General features: G+C 71.8%; 16 protein-coding genes and 2 pseudogenes. 10 read left to right on the top strand and 8 right to left on the bottom strand.

Going from position 1 to position 18,352, the window contains the following annotated elements; all coding sequences use genetic code 11:
- Positions 1-85: 85 nt before the first annotated feature.
- A complete protein-coding gene (locus tag ACZ7G3_RS21105) occupies positions 86-502 on the bottom strand; it encodes a nitroreductase/quinone reductase family protein (protein WP_470927466.1) in 417 nt (138 codons plus the stop codon).
- A 99-nt stretch (positions 503-601) separates the two neighbouring features.
- Between ACZ7G3_RS21105 and ACZ7G3_RS21100 the strand changes: the two genes are divergently transcribed.
- Positions 602-1,432 carry an endonuclease/exonuclease/phosphatase family protein gene (locus tag ACZ7G3_RS21100; RefSeq protein ID WP_470927464.1) on the top strand — a complete coding sequence of 277 codons (831 nt, stop codon included), beginning with the start codon at positions 602-604 and terminating at the stop codon, positions 1,430-1,432.
- On the opposite strand, the gene ACZ7G3_RS21095 is transcribed toward ACZ7G3_RS21100, so the two are convergent.
- Positions 1,404-2,927, bottom strand: a complete 1,524-nt coding sequence (locus ACZ7G3_RS21095) for a CehA/McbA family metallohydrolase (protein ID WP_426596907.1) — start codon at positions 2,925-2,927, stop codon at positions 1,404-1,406. The genes ACZ7G3_RS21100 and ACZ7G3_RS21095 overlap by 29 nt on opposite strands.
- Before the next feature lie 239 nt (positions 2,928-3,166).
- Here ACZ7G3_RS21095 and ACZ7G3_RS21090 point away from each other — a divergent pair, with 239 nt between their 5' ends.
- Complete coding sequence (locus tag ACZ7G3_RS21090) at positions 3,167-5,815, top strand: bifunctional FO biosynthesis protein CofGH (protein ID WP_470927462.1); 2,649 nt, start codon at positions 3,167-3,169, stop codon at positions 5,813-5,815.
- Positions 5,816-5,908: 93 nt separating this feature from the next.
- Positions 5,909-6,472, top strand: a complete 564-nt coding sequence (locus ACZ7G3_RS21085) for a hypothetical protein (RefSeq protein WP_426596732.1) — start codon at positions 5,909-5,911, stop codon at positions 6,470-6,472.
- On the opposite strand, the gene ACZ7G3_RS21080 is transcribed toward ACZ7G3_RS21085, so the two are convergent.
- Positions 6,456-6,962, bottom strand: coding sequence for a DUF2165 domain-containing protein (locus ACZ7G3_RS21080; protein WP_470927460.1), 507 nt, complete (start codon positions 6,960-6,962; stop codon positions 6,456-6,458). The two genes, ACZ7G3_RS21085 and ACZ7G3_RS21080, sit on opposite strands and share 17 nt — an antisense overlap.
- A 52-nt stretch (positions 6,963-7,014) precedes the next feature.
- Between ACZ7G3_RS21080 and ACZ7G3_RS21075 the strand changes: the two genes are divergently transcribed.
- Positions 7,015-7,728 (top strand): hypothetical protein, encoded by a 714-nt coding sequence (locus tag ACZ7G3_RS21075; RefSeq protein ID WP_470927458.1) that lies wholly within the window; start codon positions 7,015-7,017, stop codon positions 7,726-7,728.
- 4 nt (positions 7,729-7,732) lie between these two features.
- On the opposite strand, the gene ACZ7G3_RS21070 is transcribed toward ACZ7G3_RS21075, so the two are convergent.
- Both ACZ7G3_RS21070 and ACZ7G3_RS21065 read right to left on the bottom strand, forming a co-directional pair.
- A complete protein-coding gene (locus tag ACZ7G3_RS21070; protein WP_470927456.1) occupies positions 7,733-7,924 on the bottom strand; it encodes a DUF397 domain-containing protein in 192 nt (63 codons plus the stop codon).
- Positions 7,921-8,733, bottom strand: a complete 813-nt coding sequence (locus ACZ7G3_RS21065; protein WP_470927455.1) for a helix-turn-helix domain-containing protein — start codon at positions 8,731-8,733, stop codon at positions 7,921-7,923. Before ACZ7G3_RS21065 ends, ACZ7G3_RS21070 begins: the two co-directional genes overlap by 4 nt.
- Before the next feature lie 116 nt (positions 8,734-8,849).
- Here ACZ7G3_RS21065 and ACZ7G3_RS21060 point away from each other — a divergent pair.
- From ACZ7G3_RS21060 to ACZ7G3_RS21050, 3 genes and pseudogenes are all read left to right on the top strand, one after another.
- A pseudogene (locus ACZ7G3_RS21060) lies at positions 8,850-9,276 on the top strand (ATP-binding protein).
- A 225-nt stretch (positions 9,277-9,501) separates the two neighbouring features.
- Positions 9,502-9,903, top strand: a pseudogene (locus ACZ7G3_RS21055) (helix-turn-helix domain-containing protein); the annotation flags it as partial.
- A gap of 172 nt (positions 9,904-10,075) precedes the next feature.
- The gene (locus ACZ7G3_RS21050; protein ID WP_470927708.1) at positions 10,076-10,567 is read left to right on the top strand and encodes a hypothetical protein; all 492 of its coding nucleotides are present in this window, start codon (positions 10,076-10,078) and stop codon (positions 10,565-10,567) included.
- 91 nt (positions 10,568-10,658) lie between these two features.
- Here ACZ7G3_RS21050 and ACZ7G3_RS21045 read toward each other — a convergent pair whose 3' ends face one another.
- Positions 10,659-11,015 carry a DoxX family protein gene (locus ACZ7G3_RS21045; protein ID WP_470927453.1) on the bottom strand — a complete coding sequence of 119 codons (357 nt, stop codon included), beginning with the start codon at positions 11,013-11,015 and terminating at the stop codon, positions 10,659-10,661.
- A gap of 119 nt (positions 11,016-11,134) precedes the next feature.
- On the opposite strand from ACZ7G3_RS21045, the gene ACZ7G3_RS21040 reads away from it, so the two are divergent.
- The 3 genes from ACZ7G3_RS21040 (at position 11,135) to ACZ7G3_RS21030 (ending at position 14,349) form a co-directional block, all read left to right on the top strand.
- The gene (locus ACZ7G3_RS21040; protein WP_470927451.1) at positions 11,135-12,031 is read left to right on the top strand and encodes a LysR family transcriptional regulator; all 897 of its coding nucleotides are present in this window, start codon (positions 11,135-11,137) and stop codon (positions 12,029-12,031) included.
- Between the two features lie 93 nt (positions 12,032-12,124).
- Positions 12,125-13,240, top strand: a complete 1,116-nt coding sequence (locus ACZ7G3_RS21035; RefSeq protein WP_470927449.1) for an ADP-ribosylglycohydrolase family protein — start codon at positions 12,125-12,127, stop codon at positions 13,238-13,240.
- A 698-nt stretch (positions 13,241-13,938) separates the two neighbouring features.
- A complete protein-coding gene (locus ACZ7G3_RS21030; protein WP_426596725.1) occupies positions 13,939-14,349 on the top strand; it encodes a VOC family protein in 411 nt (136 codons plus the stop codon).
- Between the two features lie 127 nt (positions 14,350-14,476).
- Here ACZ7G3_RS21030 and ACZ7G3_RS21025 read toward each other — a convergent pair whose 3' ends face one another.
- The gene (locus ACZ7G3_RS21025; protein ID WP_426596724.1) at positions 14,477-16,060 is read right to left on the bottom strand and encodes a sodium:solute symporter family protein; all 1,584 of its coding nucleotides are present in this window, start codon (positions 16,058-16,060) and stop codon (positions 14,477-14,479) included.
- A 217-nt stretch (positions 16,061-16,277) separates the two neighbouring features.
- Entirely contained in the window at positions 16,278-18,209 is a 1,932-nt protein-coding gene (locus ACZ7G3_RS21020; protein WP_470927447.1) for an MFS transporter, read from the bottom strand.
- Between the last annotated feature and the right edge of the window lie 143 nt (positions 18,210-18,352).

Here is an 18,352-nt window from a genome sequence, read left to right as displayed (position 1 = left end):
CCTGAGCAACTACGTCAGTTTGCCTTGTTCATGCCGACCTCGTCAGCCGTGGGAGACACCGATCACAGGTCCCTCACCTGGCTCCTCACCTCTCCAGGTCCACCCGCACCGTCAGCAGCCCCTTGCCCACCCCCATGGCCCGCACCGCGAGGCTGTTGAACCGGGGGAGGCGCCGCAGGCGGGCGACCGGGTCGTCGTCGGGCAGGGGGTGCGCCGTTCCCGTGTGCCAGCGGCCCCGGACCCGTACCCGTACCCGCGGATCGGCCCGGATGTTGCGGACGTACTGGGACCGCTCACCGAACTCCGACACCAGCCAGAAGGAGTCTCCCACCAGGCGGCCGCCCACCGGCGTGCGGCGGGGCAGGCCGGAGACGCGGCCGGTGGTCTCCAGCAGGGTCTGGGTGGGCAGGCGGCGCAGGACGGCGTTGAGGCGGCGCTGGACGGCTGTGACCGCCCGGTACTTCCGCTCGGCGAACGGCGGTCTTCCGGCGTTGGACGACATCGACATCGTTCGTTCACGCTCCCGTCTCGTGTGCCTCCATGTTCCACGGAAAACCTCAGGGGGAAAGTGAGGACAGGGTCAAGAAACGGGTGGTGCGGTGTGCGGGTCGTGACCTGGAATCTGTGGTGGCGGTTCGGGCCGTGGGCCGACCGTCAGAAGGCGATCCTCTCCGTACTGCGGGAGCTGCGGCCGGACGTCGTCGGCCTCCAGGAGGTGTGGGCCGCCGACGACGGCGCGAACCTCGCCGAGTGGCTGGCCGGCGAGCTCGGCCTGCACTGCGCCTGGTCCGCCTCCGAGGCCCCCGAGCGGTGGCAGCGGCGGATCGGGGACGACACGGTCGGTATCGGCACCGCGGTACTCAGCCGCTGGCCCGTCGTGGAGCGGGCCGCGCTGCGGCTGCCCGCCCCCGAGGAGATCGACGACGGACGCCTCGCGCTCTACGCCCGCCTGGACGCGCCCGGCCACCAGGTCCCGTTCTTCACCGCCCACCTGAACTCGGGCGGCCACGCCTCGGCGGTGCGCCGCGAACAGGCCGCCGCCCTGGCGGACTTCGTCGCCGGACACCGCCGCGGCACCGCCTTCCCGCCCGTCGTCACCGGGGACTTCAACGCCACCCCCCGGTCGCCGGAGGTACGCCTCCTGCGTGCGGGACGGCTCCAGGACGCCTGGGAGTACGCCGACCCGGCTGCCCCGTCCGCCACCTGGGACGGGGCCAACCCGTACATCCCCGACGGGCCGGTGCCGGGCGCCCGGATCGACTACGTCCACGTGGGCCCTCCCGGTCCGGGCGGCCTCGGCCGCGTACGTGCCGCGAGGCGGGCGGGCGACGGCCCCGTGGACGGCGTGTGGCCCTCCGACCACGCGGCGGTCGTCGCGGACCTGGTCGCGCACGGCGGGGAGGCTAACGCCCCAGGAAAATCGGGTTGGTGAACGCCGCCAGTGCCCCCGGCAGCGGTCCCGCCGCCGCCTCGTGGCGCAGTTCCGCCCGTACGTACGCCGCGTACGACGCGGTCGTCCGCCACTCCACGACGTCCGAACCGGACACGGGCAGCGGGGCGCTGGTGAACAGCACGCCCTGGTCCGTGACGAACCGGACCGTGCAGCGCGGGGCGCCCGTCACCTCCAGGCGGACGGTGACCGGGGTGTCGTCGTCCACGCGCAGCCGCTCGCCGATGCCGGCGTGCTCGCCCCGGCCGCCGGACGCGGTGAAGGCCAGCGACACCTTCGCCGACTCGGCGACGTACGACCGCCCGGCCCGGATGCCCTCCTGGATCGCCTCCCGCGTCAGGTCGTCGGCGAGGACGACGGTCTGCGGGCGCCCGATCGGGTCCGGGGAGCGGTGGGAGTCGCTGCTGCCCATCGCCGGGATCCAGTCCCCGCCGCCCCGTCCGCCGCGCCCGTCCCGCACGGCGGCGACCAGCATGCCGTCCCAGTCGGCCAGCGCCACCTCGTCGTCGGGCGTGTAGGCCCCGTTCCACACCTCGACCGCGTCCGCCTCCCCGAACCCGAACTTCCAGTTGCAGCCGATGCAGGTGGCGTGCGGGTGGGCCGGGACGACCAGGCCGCCGGCGCGGCGGATCTGCCGGGCGAAACGGCCGAAGCGGTTGTCGCGGGCCCGGTAGCGCCAGTCGACGAAGGTGCCGGGGTCGGTGCCGAGGGCGACGACGTGGCCGTTGCGGGTCGTCACCTCCTCGCCGAGCATGATCAGCAGGTCGTCCCCGGCCTCCGGCGCCCAGTGCGCGTGCGCCGCGTGCGTGTTGTGCTCGGAGGAGTTGATGAAGTCCAGGCCGGCCGCGCGCGCGAGCGCCGCGATCTCGGCGAGGGTGTAGCGGCCGTCGGAGTACACGGAGTGCAGGTGGCAGTCGCCCCGGTACCAGGCACGGCCCCGCCCCTTGGCGCGCTCGGGCGGATACACCGGCCGTACGGTCTCGCCCTGCTCCCCGTACGTCAGCGTGACCGTGATCTCGTACGGCAGTCCCTGCGGAGCCACCGTGTACGGGCCGAGCGCGATGTGCCACACGCCCGCCCGCACCGGCCCGGGGATGTAGCCGGGGGTCGCGTCGTCCGCGCGTACGAAGAACTCCGTGCGCGCCCCGCCCGACCAGCCCCTGAAACCCCGGCCCCCGAGGTCGGTGCCGCGGTCGTCGAAGAGGCCGATGTCGAGGGCGTTGCCCGCGGTGCCGGCCGGGACGGCGGGGCGCTCGTAGGTGTAGGCGACGTGGATCTCCCGGACACCCGCCGGGACCTCGACGGGGATGTACACGAAATCGGGCGAGCCGACGGGCAGGGTGCCGCGCACCGTCCTCTTCCGCTGCTCCCGGGGTGCCGCCGAGGCGAAGCTCACGCTTCCCAACGTAAGCGCCGCGGCGGCTCCCGTCACGAACACCGCGCGTCTGCCGATCCCGGCGTGGTCGTCCTCGCACATGCTGCTGCTCCCATGTGTCTTCTGCGTCGTCAGTGACATGACATCGGTGGTGCAGGGGTGGTGCGTGCAACCCTCGTATTGAGCCGTGAACTCCCGTGCAAGAAAAGGGGGTCGGCGGATTGAGAGCGAGAAACCGCGCGGTGGGGGAGCGGCAGACCGCGCGGTGGCGACCGGGGCCGCGAGGCGGGCCGGTGCGACGGGCCCCACCCTATTGATCACCCCGCTCGTATGCTCGAAGGATGACGACTTCCGAGACCCCCGGAACCGGCTCCTCCGGCCCGACCGGCCCGACCGGTCCGACCGGCCACACCGGCCGCACCGGCCCGGCCGGCCCGACCGAGAACTCCCTGCGCCGCGCCCTCAAACGCGCGCGGGACGGCGTCGCCCTCGACGTGTCCGAGGCCGCGGTGCTGCTCCAGGCCCGCGGCGAGCACCTCGACGCGCTCACCGCGTCCGCCGCCCGGGTCCGGGACGCGGGCCTGGAGGCCGCCGGGCGCGCCGGCGTCATCACGTACTCGAAGAGCGTCTTCATCCCGCTGACCCGGCTGTGCCGGGACAAGTGCCACTACTGCACCTTCGTCACCGTCCCCGGCAAGCTGCGCCGCGAGGGCCACGGGATGTTCATGTCCCCCGACGAGGTCCTCGACATCGCCCGGCGCGGCGCCGCCCTCGGCTGCAAGGAAGCGCTGATCACCCTCGGCGACAAGCCCGAGGACCGCTGGCCCCAGGCGCGCGAGTGGCTCGACGCGCACGGCTACGACGACACGATCGCCTACGTCCGCGCCGTCTCGATCCGCATCCTGGAGGAGACGGGTCTCCTCCCGCACCTCAACCCCGGCGTCATGACCTGGACGGACTTCCAGCGGCTCAAGCCCGTGGCGCCGTCCATGGGCATGATGCTGGAGACCACCGCGACCCGCCTGTGGTCCGAGCCCGGCGGCCCCCACCACGGCTCCCCGGACAAGGAACCGGCCGTACGCCTGCGCGTCCTGGAGGACGCCGGCCGCTCCTCGGTCCCCTTCACCTCCGGTGTCCTCATCGGCATCGGCGAGACCTACGAGGAGCGCGCCGAGTCGCTGTTCGCCCTCCGCAAGGTCTCCCGCGCCTACCACGGCATCCAGGAGCTGATCATCCAGAACTTCCGCGCCAAGCCGGACACCGCGATGCGCGGCATGCCGGACGCGGAACTGGACGAGCTGGTCGCCACGGTGGCCGTCGCCCGCCTCATCATGGGCCCGTCCGCCTGTCTCCAGGCCCCGCCCAACCTGGTGGACTCGGAGTACGAGCGCCTGATCGGCGCCGGCATCGACGACTGGGGCGGGGTCTCCCCGCTCACCATCGACCACGTCAACCCCGAGCGCCCCTGGCCGCAGATCGACGAACTCGCCGCCAAGTCCCGCACGGCCGGCTTCGAACTGCGTGAACGTCTCTGCGTGTACCCGGAGTTCGTGCGGCGCGGCGAACCCTGGCTGGACCCGCGCCTGCGCCCGCACGTCGCGGCCCTCGCCGACCCGGCGACGGGGCTGGCCCGCGAGGACGCGAAGGTCGAGGGCCACCCGTGGCAGGAGCCGGACGAGGCGTTCACCGCGACCGGCCGCACCGACCTGCACGCGACCATCGACACCGAGGGCCGTACGTTGGACCGCCGCGACGACTTCGACGAGGTGTACGGCGACTGGGGCGCCCTGCGCGAGGCCGCCGCCCCCGGCATGGCCCCGGAGCGCATCGACACCGACGTACGCGCCGCCCTGGCCACGGCGGCCGACGACCCGACGAAGCTCACGGACGACGAGGCCCTCGCCCTGCTGCACGCCGACGGCCCGGCGCTGGACGCCCTGTGCGAGGTGGCCGACGACGTGCGGAAGTCCGTCTCGGGCGACGACGTCACGTACATCGTCACCCGGAACATCAACTTCACCAACGTCTGCTACACCGGCTGCCGCTTCTGCGCCTTCGCCCAGCGCCGCACGGACGCCGACGCGTACACGCTGTCCCTGGAGCAGGTCGCCGACCGCGCGCAGCAGGCCTGGGACGTGGGCGCGGTCGAGGTCTGCATGCAGGGCGGCATCCACCCGGACCTGCCGGGCACGGCGTACTTCGACATCGCGAAGGCCGTCAAGGAACGCGTCCCCGGCATGCACGTGCACGCCTTCTCGCCCATGGAGGTCGTCAACGGCGCGACCCGCACCGGGATGTCCGTCCGCGAGTGGCTGAGCGCGGCGAAGGAGGCGGGCCTGGACTCGATCCCGGGCACGGCGGCGGAGATCCTCGACGACGAGGTCCGCTGGATCCTGACCAAGGGCAAGCTGCCGACGGCGACGTGGATCGAGGTCGTCGAGACCGCGCACGAGCTGGGCATCCGCTCCTCCTCCACCATGATGTACGGCCACGTCGACCAGCCCCGCCACTGGCTGGGCCACCTGCGCACCCTCGCCGGCATCCAGCAGCGCACGGGCGGCTTCACGGAGTTCGTGACGCTCCCCTTCATCCACACCAACGCGCCGGTGTACCTGGCGGGCATCGCGCGGCCGGGTCCCTCCATGCGCGACAACCGCGCGGTCACGGCGATGGCCCGCCTCCTCCTCCACCCGCACATCCCCAACATCCAGACGAGCTGGGTGAAACTGGGCACGGAGGGTGCGGCGGAGATGCTCCGCTCCGGCGCCAACGACCTCGGCGGCACGCTGATGGAGGAGACGATCTCCCGCATGGCGGGCTCGTCGTACGGCTCGTACAAGTCGGTCAAGGACCTGATCGCGGTCGCGGACGCGGCGGGCCGACCGGCGAAGCCCCGGACGACGCTGTACGGCGAGGTGCCGCGGGAGCGGCAGCTGGCGGCGACGGCGTCGGACGGCCACCTGCCGGAGCTGCTGCCGGTACTGGACTGAATCCCGGGCAGCGGCAGGGGCACGGGCCGCCCGCAGTACGATGATCGGGCCCCCGGTGTGTCGGGGTTCTCGTAGCTGAGGAGATGCGTGCCCGTGCCAGCCCGACTTCCCTCGTGGGCCTGGATCTCCGGCCTGACCGTGGGGGCGATCGCGGCGGTGACCGTCCTGGCCGTACAGGCGGACCAGGGCCCCCACCCCACCGCCTCGGTCGCCAAGCCGAGCCCTTCGGTGTCGGCGGACGCGCGGCCGACGCCGAAGCAGACCGCGCCGGCCCGGGTACCGGACGGCTCCGGCACCGGACGCCGCATCGTGTACTCGCTCGACCAGAAGCGGGTCTGGCTGGTCGACGCGAGCGACGCCGCGCGGCGGACGTTCACCGTGTGGCCGGGCACGGTCAGCCCCGACCCGGGCACCTACACGGTCGGCACCCGCAGCAAGGGGGCCACGACCGGCTCGGACGGTGTGCGGATCGAGCAGATCGTCTACTTCGCCCAGGAGGACGGCGTCTCGGTCGCCTTCTCCAACGCCGTCGACGGCTCCTCGCCGCCTCCGCCCGCCTCCGGTGCGAAGACGGGCGGCATACGGTTGCAGAAGGCCGACGGCTCGGCGGTCTGGGCGTTCGCGACGACCGGCACGAAGGTCACGGTCGTCGGCTAGCGTCCTCCTGTCCGAACGGCAGGTGCGCGACGATCAGCACGACCCCGCTGAGCAGGAAGACCCGGGTCGCCGCTTCCAGCCCGTTCCAGTCAGCCGACTGCCACATCGCGAACCACTCCCCGCCGATGCCGATGAACCCGGCCCCGAAGAGCAGCATCAGCATGAGCGTGCCGTAGGTGGTCATGCGCCGTGCGGGCGCGTGGTCGCGGCGTATCCACAGCCAGGTCGCGTAGATCAGCACCAGTGCGGCCACCGTCTCCCACACGATGATCGCGACGTAGGCGGCGTCCTGAACGCCCTTGCTGGTGATCGCCCGCCACATCAGGTCGTCGTCCTTGAAGGTCGTGTCCATCGCGAGGACATGACGTACGAAGTCCCGGTTGGTGCCGAAATCGGTGATGTTCCCGAAGGCGACGAGGGCGATGTAGAGGGCGAGGACCGCGGTCAGCACGGTGGCCGCGAGAGAGAGCGCGCGAGGGGATGTGGTCATGGCAGCACTATCCCGAAGCCCGGAACGTTCTTAGTAGGTAGGGTCCGGGAACGTGATCTCTTTGAAGCGTTCCATCGACGATCTGCCGGGCGATCCGTGCCGTTTGAACCTGGAGTACCGCTCCTGGCACTTCGTCGGCTCGGAGGGGGACGAGAACGGCCTCGACGAGTGGGACGTGTCCATCCGGGCGAACCGCTTCCTGCACCGGGCGAAGTGGTCGGCGGCGAAGACCGCGCAGGACGACATCGGTTCGATGAGGCTCTTCCGCATGCGGATGGACGACAGGTTCAGCCCTTTCCCGTTCTCCGACGCGGAGAGCTACGACACGGGCCTCTCCAACCTGGTCCTCGGCGTCTACGATCTGGCCGGGGGCGGCTACCGTGAGGAGTTCCGGGACGCCATGACGTCCTCCGACGGCGACCTGCTCGTCCTCTTCGACATACGGCTGGACAAGGCCTGGAGGGGGTTCGGCCTGGGGCCGGTCCTCGCCTCCGAGGCCATCTGGGCCCTGGCCGACGGCTGTAGTGCCGTCATCACGGCCACCCATATTACGGAGTTTCCGGACCTCCCCATGGCCGAAGAGGAGTATCGGCAGGCCGGTGAGAAGATCACGGCGTTGTGGGAGAGCGTCGGCTTCCGGCGTCACGTCAGCCCTCTCGGATACGTCCTGGACCCCCGAACCAGCGAGGCACGTGACCTGAGGAACGAGCGGCGCAGGGACCTCGACGCGCTGGCCGACGCCTGGCGTGAGTCCCTTCGTCGCTGAACGGCTACGCCGGCCTGCGGGTGAATGCGACGAAGTCAGCCCAGGAGGCGTCTGTGAACGCCAGTCGGGCGCCCGACCTGTTCTTGGAGTCGCGGACGTGGACAGTGGCGTCGGAGGAGGCTGTGGCGATCTCGACGCAGTCGGGCTCGTCGCTGCCGCTGTAGCTGCTCTTGAACCATTCCAGCGCAGAGGTCATGCCTGTTCTCCCCATACCTTCTCGATGAAGTCCCGCGACTCGCGAGGTGAGAGCGCCTGTGCCCGGATCATTCCATGGCGCATCTCCAAGGTCAGTACCTCCCGAGGTTCGCTGATCACTCGACCGTGCAGCTGGGCCGCCGTGTATCCGAGTGTCGTGCCGTTGCGGAGTTTCAGCACTCGGAACGAACCGCTCAGGCCCGCGTGATCTTCCCGGTCCGTCGGCATCACCTGGATGTCGACGTGCCTCATCTGGCTGAACTCCAAAAGGTGTTCAAGCTGTCGGCGCAGCACCGTACCGCCGCCTACCGGACGCCGCAGTGCCACTTCCTCCTGAACGAAGGTGATCATTGGCCTCGGCACCCGCTCGAACACGGCCTTCCGTGCCATTCGGGCGGCAACGTGTCGCTCGATCTCATCCTCCGTGTACGCGGGCCGCCGCGTCTCGTACAGAGCCTGTGCGTATTCCGGTGTCTGCAGCAATCCGTGAATCTGAAGGCTTGCGTAGGCGCCCAACTCGGCCGCCTCCTCCTCCAGTTTGGTCAGGTCCCGCACCTTCTTCGGGTAACGGGCCTTCTCCACGTCCTCCTTCATGGTCGAGAGCTTTCCGCCCGCGCCCAGTAATTCGTCGGCCTTGTCCAGGAAGTCCGGCTTCGGTACCCGGCGGCCGCGCTCGACCGACGAGACCATGTCCTCGCCGTACCCGATGGCGGCACCGAGTTCCGCCTGCCGCATCCCGGCGGCCTCGCGCCACATCTTGATCTGCCTGCCGACCGCCTTGAGCACGGCCGCGGCCTCCTCGTCCTCCATGTCTTCCCCTCCCGGCGTACGAACCGTACGACCACCACGCGCACCCGGACAGTCACGCTCGGTGCTGTGGCCGCTGCTGTTCGAGTAGGGACAGGCGGCCACTCTGGGTGACGTGAATGCGAAATTGGACGAGCAGATCACCTCTACAAGGCCTTCCTTTCCAGTTGTCCGCGAGGCGCAGAGGTGCCCGGCTCGCGCGGCTGCTCGCGGAGCGGCAACTCGACGACTGGGGCGTGCCGTCGGCGGAGGCGGCGCAGGTCGTGGCCGAGCTGGCGGCCAACGCCGTACTGCATGGGCGGGTGCCGGGGCGGGACTTCCGGCTGGCGCTGCGACTGCGTGCCGACGGCACTCTCCGTGTCGAGGTGACCGACGCCCCGGGGTGACCGGGTTCCGTGTATCCCCGACCCGGTCGCCGACGACGTGGAAGGCGGGCGCGGACTGCTCGTCGTGGCGGCGTACGCGGATCGCTGGGGCGTCGACGAGGCACCGGCCCACGGGAAGACGGTCTGGGCCGAGTTGTCACCGGGTCGTGGCCGGTTGTGACCCGGTGACGCGCGACGCCAAGAACCAAAGAACCGGGGAAAGAACCAACCCGCCCCTACCGCCCCCGTCGATCACCCTCCGGGGTGAATCTGGCCAACTCGGCTGGCGCGGAGGGACGTTCGTGGTGCAGCGTCAGCCGCAGCAACCCCAGACATGATTCGGCCCCCGCCGGGACTGCCATCCCACTGCGAGGGCCTGATCACCCAGGAAGAATGAGGCTTCCCGATGACTGAGCAGAACCCTAGCGCGCCCGCGCGCCCCTCGTCCGGCCGTTACCCGGGCGGTGTCGAGCACGAGAACCACGCCCACCACGAGAACTTCACCGTGGTCGGGAACCACCTCCTCCAGCACCCCGAGCTGTCCCTGGCGGCGATCGGTCTGGCGGTCCACATCCAGTCGCTGCCCGCCGGGGCATCCGTCGGGATCAAGACACTGGCGGGCAAGTTCCCCGAGGGCGAGGTCCGTATCGCCGCGGCCCTGCGGGAGCTGGAGGAACACGGGTACCTCGCACGTACCAAGGAGCGTCTTCCAACGGGGCGAGTCGTGACCCGGACGGTTTCCCGCAACAAGCCCGGCGCGCTGCCGGCGGCCGCGCTGCCGCTGCCGCCTGCCCGGCCGGCTGCGGAGGAGGCTGCCGCCTGCCCGGCCGGCTGCGGAGGAGGCTGTCGCCCTGGCGGCGGAGACCGGCCGGGTACCGGCATCCCCGACCGGGCGGGTACCGGCATCCCCGACCGGGCGGGTACCGGCGTCTCCGACCGGGCGGGTACCGGCGTCTCCGACCGGGCGGGTACCGGCGCCGGTGACCGGCCGAGCCCGGGTGGTCGAGGTGTCGGACCCGTTGCCGGTGGCCGACGTGTTGGACCGTTCCCCGGTGGCCGGCCTGCTCGACCGTTCCCCGGCCACCGGCCTGCTCGACCGGAACCCGGCCACCGATCTGCTCGTCGGCCTTCGCGTCAGTGACTCCCGGCTGCTGCTCACCGAACGGGACGTTCGTCGGCTCGCGCCGTCCGTCACTGTCTGGCTGGAGCGCGGCGTCCCCGCGGACGCCGTGGAACGGGCCCTGACGACCTGCCTGCCCCAGGAGCCGATCCGCCACCCGGCGGCCTTTCTGGAGCGCCGACTCACCGACGGTCTTCCCCCGGTCCTGCCCGCGCCGAGGCACTCGGCCCCCGCCGCCCGCCCCGACCCCCTCCAGACCTGCGACGACTGCGACCGAGCCTTCCGCGCCCCGCGACCGGGCCACTGCCGCGACTGCCGTGAGGCCCGGGCGGCGGGGCACAGCGCCGCGTAGGCCCACCCCTCCCCCCATCACGTGAACTTTCGAACCGAATCGTCCTCCAGCCGCTCAAATGAGCTCACCGAGTACGCAAGGCCCAAAAAGTTCAAGACAGTGCCCCCGCGGCCAGGAGGAGCGCGGCTGCGTTCACGCCCAGGTAGCCGATGGGGAACGCGATGTTGTGCCAGACCCGCGTGCGAACGTGCGCGGCCACGGCGCCGACGAAGAAGAGGACGAGACCGACCGCGGCGGCCACGCCGAGCGGCCGGACGCCCAGGAGGCCGATGAGAAGCCCGGCGGCTCCGGCGGCCTTGAGCGCGGCGAGCCCTGGAATCCACGCCGGGGGGACGCCCACCTCGGCGGAGTTGGCGAGGACGAACCGGGCCCGCGCCAGGTCCGCGACGGCGATCCCGGCGTTCGCCGCGATGGCGACGACGGTGACGATCACGTAGGCCGTGAACACGTGCCTCTCCTTCCGGCCGGCTCCCTCGCGAGCCCGGCACGACCCGGGCCGCTTCCCTGCCGTCAAGCCTCGCCGTGGCCCGCCGCGGCGTCCAATACCCGCGCCCATAACCTGGCGGCATGGATGTCGACACGCGGTTGCTGCGGTACTTCGCCGCCGTGGCGGAGGAAGGGGGCCTGACCCGGGCCGCCGAGCGGCTGTTCGTCTCCCAGCCCGCGCTGACCAAGCAGATCCGGCAGCTGGAGGCCGGGCTCGGGGTGGAGCTGTTCACGCGGTCGAGGACCGGCATGACCCTCACCGAGCCGGGGCGGGCGCTGGCGCAACGGGTCCCGGCCCTGCTGGACGGGTGGGAGGCTGCACGGCGCGAGACGAGAACCGCGGCGAACCGTGCGGCCCGCGTCCTGCGGGTCGGATTCATCGCCAGTGCCGCCAACGAGGCGACCCAGCCGATCGTCGCGGAGTTCGCCCGGCGCCGGCCCGGCTGGAGGGCCGAGATGCGGCAGGCCGCCTGGTCGGACCCGACCGCCGGACTCGCGGACTCGGACGTCGACGTAGCCCTGGTACGACTGCCGTTCCCCGGCCAGGACGGGCTGCGGGTGACGGACCTGTTCGGCGAACCCCGCTGGGTCGCGCTGCCCGAAGCCCACCCCTTGGCTGCCCGGGACACGATCCCCTTCCACGACCTGTGGGACGAGCCCTTCGTCGCCGCCCCGGCCGAGACGGGCCGGTGGCGTGAGTACTGGCTGGCCGCGGACGAGCGCGACGGCCACCCGGTACACGTCGGCGCGGTCACCGAGCAGCCGGACGACTGGCTCAGCGCGATCGCCAACGGATACGGCGTCGCCCTCGCCCCCCGGTCCGCGGCCCGCTTCTACACCCGCCCCGGAGTCGTCTACCGTCCCGTCACCGGCGTGAGCCCCAGCCGGGTCGGTGTCGCGTGGGCCCCCGTGGACGACGCCAACCCCGTCATCCAGGACTTCGTCCGCTGCTGCCGGGAGACGCACACCGCCACGTGAACGTATCCACACCGTTCCACCCCTGAACCGGCCGCCCCGTTCGAATACAGTGCTGCACGTCGTACGTACGGACAGTGCCGAACGGAGGTCCAGATGGGCGCGACAGCCGGTGCCGTCTGGGGGCGTGCCGAGCAGCAGGACTTCCGCAGCCGGGTACGCGGGACGCTGCTCGGAGCGGCCCTCGGAGACGCCCTCGGCGCGCCCGTCGCCGGGCTGGACCTCGACGGCATCCGCGCGGCACACGGCCCGGAGGGCCTGGCCGACCTCGCCTCCGCCTACGGCCGGCGCGGTGCCGTCACCCACCTCACGCAACTCACGCTGTTCTCCGTGGACGGGCTGATCCGCGCGCAGGTACGGCGGGACACCGGCGCCTGGCACCCGCCGACCGACCTGCACCGGGCGTACCGGCGCTGGGCCGCCACCCAGCGCGACTGGGGGCCCGACCTGCGGCGCGAGGAGGACGGCTGGCTGGCCCGCGAGGAGTGGCTGTACGCCCGCCGGAGCGCGACCCGCGCGCTGCTGCTCGGGCTCGGCGACGACACGATGGGAACGCCGGACGCCCCGAAGAACCCCGGCGAACGCGGGCCCGAGGCCGCGGCCAGGTCGGCGCCGTTCGGGCTCCTGGTCGGCTGGGAGCCGCAACTGGTCGCCCAGCTCGCCGTGGAGTGCGCGGCGCAGACCCACGGCCACCCCACCGGCTACCTGTCGGCGGGCGCGTACGCCGTGATCGTGCACGGGCTGGCGCGCGGGGAGAGCCTGGACGGTGCGGTGCAACGAGGGCTCGCCCTGCTCGCCGTCCGCCCGGGGCACCAGGTCGTGGCGGACGCCCTGCAGCACGCGCTGGGCGCGGTACGGCAAGGGCTGCCCACGCCGGGGCGCGTGACCGAGCTGATCGGCGAGGGGACGGCGGAGGGCCTGGTGGCCGCCGCCGTGTACTGCGCCCTCGTCGGCGAGGACGTACGGCACGGGCTGCGACTCGCCGTCAACCACGGCGGGCCCTCCGCCGCGACCGGGGCACTGACCGGCGGGCTGCTCGGCGCCCTGCACGGCGAGACCGCGCTCCCCCCGGCCTGGCTGGCCGAACTGGAGGGCCGCCCGACCATCCTGGAACTGGCCGACGACTTCGCCATGGAAATGACCCAGGGCCCCGCCCTGCACGGCCCAGCGGGCTCGTCCCCGGGCTGGCTGGCCCGATACCCGCGGGCGTAGCCGCCCACGCCCGGCAACAGGCCCGGCGACACGCCCGGCAACAGGCCGGTGGAGCGGGCCGGGAGGACGGGTCGAGGGCGCGGGTCGGGGGAGCGGGTCGGGGGAGCGGGTCGGTGGAGCGGGCTGGGGGAGCGGGTCGAGGGGAGCGGGTCGAGGGGGCGGGTCGGAGGAGCGGGCCGGTGGAGCAGGCCGGGGGGACGGGTCGAGGGGGCGGGCCGGTGGAGCGGGCTGGGGGAGCGGGTCGAGGGGAGCGGGTCGAGGGGACGGGGCGGAGGAGCGGGCCGGAGGAACAGGCCGAGGGGACGACGGGTCGAGGGGACGGGCCGGTGGAGCGGGCTGGGGGAGCGGGTCGATGGAGCAGGTCGGGGGAGCGGACCGGTGGAGCAGGCCGGGGGGACGGGTCGAGGGGGCGGGGCGGTGGAGCGGGCCGGAGGAACAGGCCGAGGGGACGACGGGTCGAGGGGACGGGCCGGTGGAGCGGGCCGGTGGAGCAGGCCGGGGGGACGGGTCGAGGGGGCGGGCCGGTGGAGCGGGCTGGGGGAGCGGGTCGAGGGGACGGGGCGGAGGAGCGGGCCGGAGGAACAGGCCGAGGGGACGACGGGTCGAGGGGACGGGTCGGAAACCCGGTCGGAAGACCGCCGGAAACCGGTCGGATTCCGAGAAGCTCCGGTCACCGGGCCGCCGCTAGCCTGACGGCCATGGACATCACCATTCACACGAGCGTCCTCCCGCACGACGACCCGGACGCGGCCGTGGCCTTCTACCGCGACGCCCTCGGTTTCGAGGTGCGCAAGGACGTCGGGAACGGCAAGATGCGCTGGATCACGGTCGGCCCCGCCGACCAGCCCGGCACCTCCCTCCTCCTCGCGCCGCCCGCCGTCGACCCCGGCATCACCGACACCGAGCGCCGCACCATCAGCGAGATGATGGCCAAGGGCACCTACGGCTGGCTCCTCCTGGCCACCAAGGACCTCGACGGCGTCTTCGAAAGGGTGAGCGCCCAGAACGCCGAGATCGTCCAGGAACCGACCGAGCAACCGTACGGAGTCCGCGACTGCGCCTTCCGCGACCCCGCCGGCAACCAGATCCGCATCCAGGAACTGCGCTGATCCCGACCGATGCCCCGACGACCGATGCCCCGACGGCCGGCGCCCGACCGCCGGGGCACCGGCCGCTCACACCCGGCCAGGGCAGGCCCCGGCCCTGGTCACCGACCGGTCACCGACCGGTCACCGACTAGTCACCCACCCGGCTCCGCCCCACCGCGTCGTCCGCGCCGCCCGCAGGCGCCGGAACCGCGGCCGCCGCGCCGTAGGCGTCGTCGTCGCCGTCCGTGTTGACCCGCTCGATGATCGCGAGCCGTTCCGGGGTGTCCTCCGGCTTCAGGAAGCCGATCACGACGTACAGGACCAGCGACACGGCCAGCGGGATCGACACCTGGTACTCCAGCGGCACCCCGCCCTCCACGTTCCAGTTGATCGGGTAGTTGACCAGCCAGAACGCGAGCAGGCCCATCGCCCAGCTGGTGAGCGCCGCCGTCGGGCCCGAGCGGCGGAAGGGCCGGAGCAGGCCGAGCATCATCGGGATCGCGATCGGACCCATCAGTCCGGCCACCCACTTGATGACGACGGTGATGATGTCCTTGAACGTCGGCGAGTCGACCTGCGTCGCCACCGCCATCGACAGGGCGAGGAAGACCACCGTCGTCAGCCGCGCCGCCAGCAGCCCGGACCGCCGGCCCCACGAGCGCGCCCGCACCGAGAGCACCGGCGCCACGTCACGGGTGAACACGGCCGCGATGGCGTTGGCGTCCGAGGAGCACATGGCCATGGTGTGCGAGAAGAAACCGACCACGACCAGCCCCAGCAGGCCGTGCGGCAGCAGCTGCTCGGTCATCAGGGCGTAGGAGTCGGAACCGTCCGGCTTCTGTGACTCCACCAGCAGCGGCGACATCCACATCGGGAAGAACAGCACCAGCGGCCAGACCAGCCACAGCACCGCCGACAGCCGCGCCGACCGCTCGGCCTCGCGGGCGTTGGGCGTGGCCATGTAACGCTGGGCCTGGTTGAGCATGCCGCCGTTGTACTCGAAGAGCTTGATGAACAGATAGGCGAGCAGGAACACCGTGCCGTACGGGCCGACCAGGGGATCGCCGTGGCCCTGCAGCTCGGGCTCGTCCCAGACGCCGAAGAAGCCGCCGTGGTCGCCGAGTTCCACGACCACCGTGACGAACATGGCGATACCGGCCAGCAGCTGGATGATGAACTGCCCCAGCTCGGTCAGCGCGTCCGCCCACAGACCGCCGATCGTGCAGTAGATGCCCGTGACGACACCCGTGATCAGAATGCCCTGGTTCAGCGAGATACCGGTGAACACCGACAGCAGCGTGGCGATGGCGGCCCACTTCGCGGCCACGTCCACGATCTTCAGCAGCATGCCGGACCAGGCCAGGGCCTGCTGGGTGGGCAGGTTGTACCGGTTCTTCAGGTACTCCAGGGGAGAGGCCACGTGCAGCCGTGAGCGCAGCCGGTTGATGCGCGGCGCGAACAGCTTGGAGCCGATGGCGATGCCGAGCGCGATGGGGAAGGACCAGGTCACGAAGGACGTGACGCCGTAGGTGTAGGCGATGCCCGCGTACCCGGTGAACATCACCGCGCTGTAGCCCGACATGTGGTGCGAGATGCCGGAGAGCCACCAGGGCATCTTGCCGCCGGCCGTGAAGAAGTCGCTGACGTCGTCGACGCGTTTGTGCGACCAGACGCCGATCGCCACCATGACGGCGAAGTAGCCGATGAGCACGGACCAGTCGAGACCGTTCATGTGCCCCCTTCCGGGGTCCGCCTTGTGAACTCCGCTCAGCTGGCTGGCACTTCGCACGAGCGGGGTAGGGGCGAGGCAGGCCGCGAAGTGCCCGCTCATCGTGGTTGCGTCGACGAGGGCACGACAAGGAAGGGGAAGGTCAAGAGGAAGTAAAAATGTTCGGCTTACTGACCTCGGTTCACCTACATGAACATCTCGGCAGGTGTCCCGAGGCCGTCTACTTCAGCTCGTCCGGGCAGGGTGTGCCGCGCTTCAGCCCGTACGGCGACGCCAGCCGGTACGTGCCCGCCTCGGGGGCGATCAGCGTCGTCCACGTGTCGCCCTCGGCGGTCTCCTCGGTCTCCGTCAGGCAGCCGTTGACGTTGTCGTACGTCTTCGGCGTGCCCTCCGACCTGTTCTCGGAGGCCTCCGTCTCCTGCGGCGGTTCCAGCTTCTTGCCCTCGGCGTCGACGAGGCTCAGCCACGGCGAGTACGGCATCCGGACCAGGATGCGGCCGGGCTGCTTCACGTCGATCGTCCACTCGTCCTGCTCGGCCCGCTGGACGACCGCGTGGGGCTCCGCCAGCGGCGTCGGGTCGATCACCTCGAACAGCTGCCAGTTGGCGTCCCCCCACACCTGCTTCAGATACGGCAGCCCCCGCTGCAGCAGCTCCCGCTCGCGTTTGCCGCCGTCGCCGTCCGGTTCACCCTTGGGCAGCACCACGTAGTGCACGGCCCAGCGCTTCAGCCACTCGTGGTAGTTCGCCGAGTTGAGCGTGTCGTCGTAGAAGAGCGGGTTGCGCTCCATGTCGGCCTGGCGGGTCCAGCCGCGGGCCAGGTTCACGTAGGGCGCGAGCGCCGAAGCCTCCCGGTGGGAGCGCGCGGGTACCGCCTCCACCCGGCCCTTCTCCGCGCCGACCTCCTGCAACTCGTTGACGAGCGGCGCCAGCTCCCGCGCCCAGGAGGCGGTCGGCTGGGTGTGGACGATGTCGTCGGCCGACTTGAAACCGATCCAGCCGACGAAGCCGACGAAGGAGACGACGAGCGCGTACCACTTGCGCGTCCTCGGCACCGTGAACGGCAGCGCCGCCACCAGCGCCACCCCGGCGAAGAGCATCGCGAGGCGCGTGATGTTGGACCCGATCTGCGAGCTGATCAGCCACACCAGCAGCACGGACAGGCCGTAGACCGCCGACGTGATCCGTACGGTCGTCCAGGTGCGCGGCACGAACGCGTACACCAGACCCGCGTACACGATCGGCAGGACCGCCGAGCCGAAGCCCATCGGCTGCGTGCCGGAGAAGGGGAACAGCACCGCCGACAGCGCGACCACCGCCGCCGGGGCGAGACCCAGCGACCAGGCGCCCGGGCGGCGCTTCTGCAGGAACAGGGCCACCGCCACCAGGCCCACGAACAGGCCCGCGACCGGCGAGGACATGGTGGCCAACGCGGCCAGCGGCGCCGCGCACAGCCCCTTGGCCCAGCGCTCGTACCGCCAGCGGTACGGCCAGCAGAACACCGCTGCGACCGCGCCCAGCCCGAACATCATGCCCAGCCCGAACGTCACCCGCCCCGACGCCGCGTTGCCCAGCAGCCCGAACAGGCCCGCCAGCGACGCCCACAGCGGGTTGCGGACCACCCGGCTGCGGATCAGGATCATCGTCAGCAGCCCGGCCGACAGCGTCCCCGCGATCATCATCGTCGTCCGCACGCCGAGCGCCGACATCAGATACGGCGAGACCACGCTGTACGACACCGGGTGCATGCCGCCGTACCAGGCGAGGTTGTACGCCGAGTCCGGATGCCGGCCGACGAACTCCGCCCACGCGTCCTGCGCCGCGAGATCGCCACCGCTGTTCGCGAACGTGAAGAACCAGGCGATGTGGAGCACCCCGGCCAGGGCGGTCACGGACAGCACGGGATGGCGCAGCATGCGCTCGCGCAGGGCCAGGAAGGCGGCCTTCATCGCGGACGGCTCCTCCGGTCCCGCACTGGCGGGTTCGGCGCGCTCCGGGCCGGTACGGTCCGGCTCACGGCCGCCGTCCACCGGGCCGTGAGCGGCGCTGCCGCTCTTCCCGGCGTCCTTGCGGGGAGCGGGTACGTGTGGTCGCGGGCCGGCTCCCGAGCCCGGATCGGCGTCGTCGGCGCGTGTCGGCTCCGTAGTGGCCACCTGAAGGCACTCCCCGTGTCCCGTCTTCTGCTTACGGCCGAGTCCCGTTCCCGCGACCGGCGACCTGCCCCGTTTCGTGACGCTAGCACGCACCCCCGCACCGTGGCTTCCTCCCCTCGGCGGCCCTCCGGGCCCCTTCCGGA

Source organism: Streptomyces sp. NPDC037271, assembly GCF_055603605.1.
Note: the sequence above shows the minus strand (reverse complement) of the source record. Positions and strands in the feature narration are given on the sequence as shown.

What these genes read in the sequence shown, in the direction of transcription:
- ACZ7G3_RS21080 (WP_470927460.1), bottom strand. Translation starts at nt 6,962, where the DNA reads ATGACCACATCCCCTCGCGCGCTCTCTCTCGCGGCCACCGTGCTGACC.
- ACZ7G3_RS21035 (WP_470927449.1), top strand. Translation starts at nt 12,125, where the DNA reads ATGGGCGCGACAGCCGGTGCCGTCTGGGGGCGTGCCGAGCAGCAGGAC.
- ACZ7G3_RS21070 (WP_470927456.1), bottom strand. Translation starts at nt 7,924, where the DNA reads ATGACCTCTGCGCTGGAATGGTTCAAGAGCAGCTACAGCGGCAGCGAC.
- ACZ7G3_RS21065 (WP_470927455.1), bottom strand. Translation starts at nt 8,733, where the DNA reads ATGGAGGACGAGGAGGCCGCGGCCGTGCTCAAGGCGGTCGGCAGGCAG.
- ACZ7G3_RS21090 (WP_470927462.1), top strand. Translation starts at nt 3,167, where the DNA reads ATGACGACTTCCGAGACCCCCGGAACCGGCTCCTCCGGCCCGACCGGC.
- ACZ7G3_RS21030 (WP_426596725.1), top strand. Translation starts at nt 13,939, where the DNA reads ATGGACATCACCATTCACACGAGCGTCCTCCCGCACGACGACCCGGAC.
- ACZ7G3_RS21040 (WP_470927451.1), top strand. Translation starts at nt 11,135, where the DNA reads ATGGATGTCGACACGCGGTTGCTGCGGTACTTCGCCGCCGTGGCGGAG.
- ACZ7G3_RS21025 (WP_426596724.1), bottom strand. Translation starts at nt 16,060, where the DNA reads ATGAACGGTCTCGACTGGTCCGTGCTCATCGGCTACTTCGCCGTCATG.
- ACZ7G3_RS21105 (WP_470927466.1), bottom strand. Translation starts at nt 502, where the DNA reads ATGTCGTCCAACGCCGGAAGACCGCCGTTCGCCGAGCGGAAGTACCGG.
- ACZ7G3_RS21095 (WP_426596907.1), bottom strand. Translation starts at nt 2,927, where the DNA reads ATGTGCGAGGACGACCACGCCGGGATCGGCAGACGCGCGGTGTTCGTG.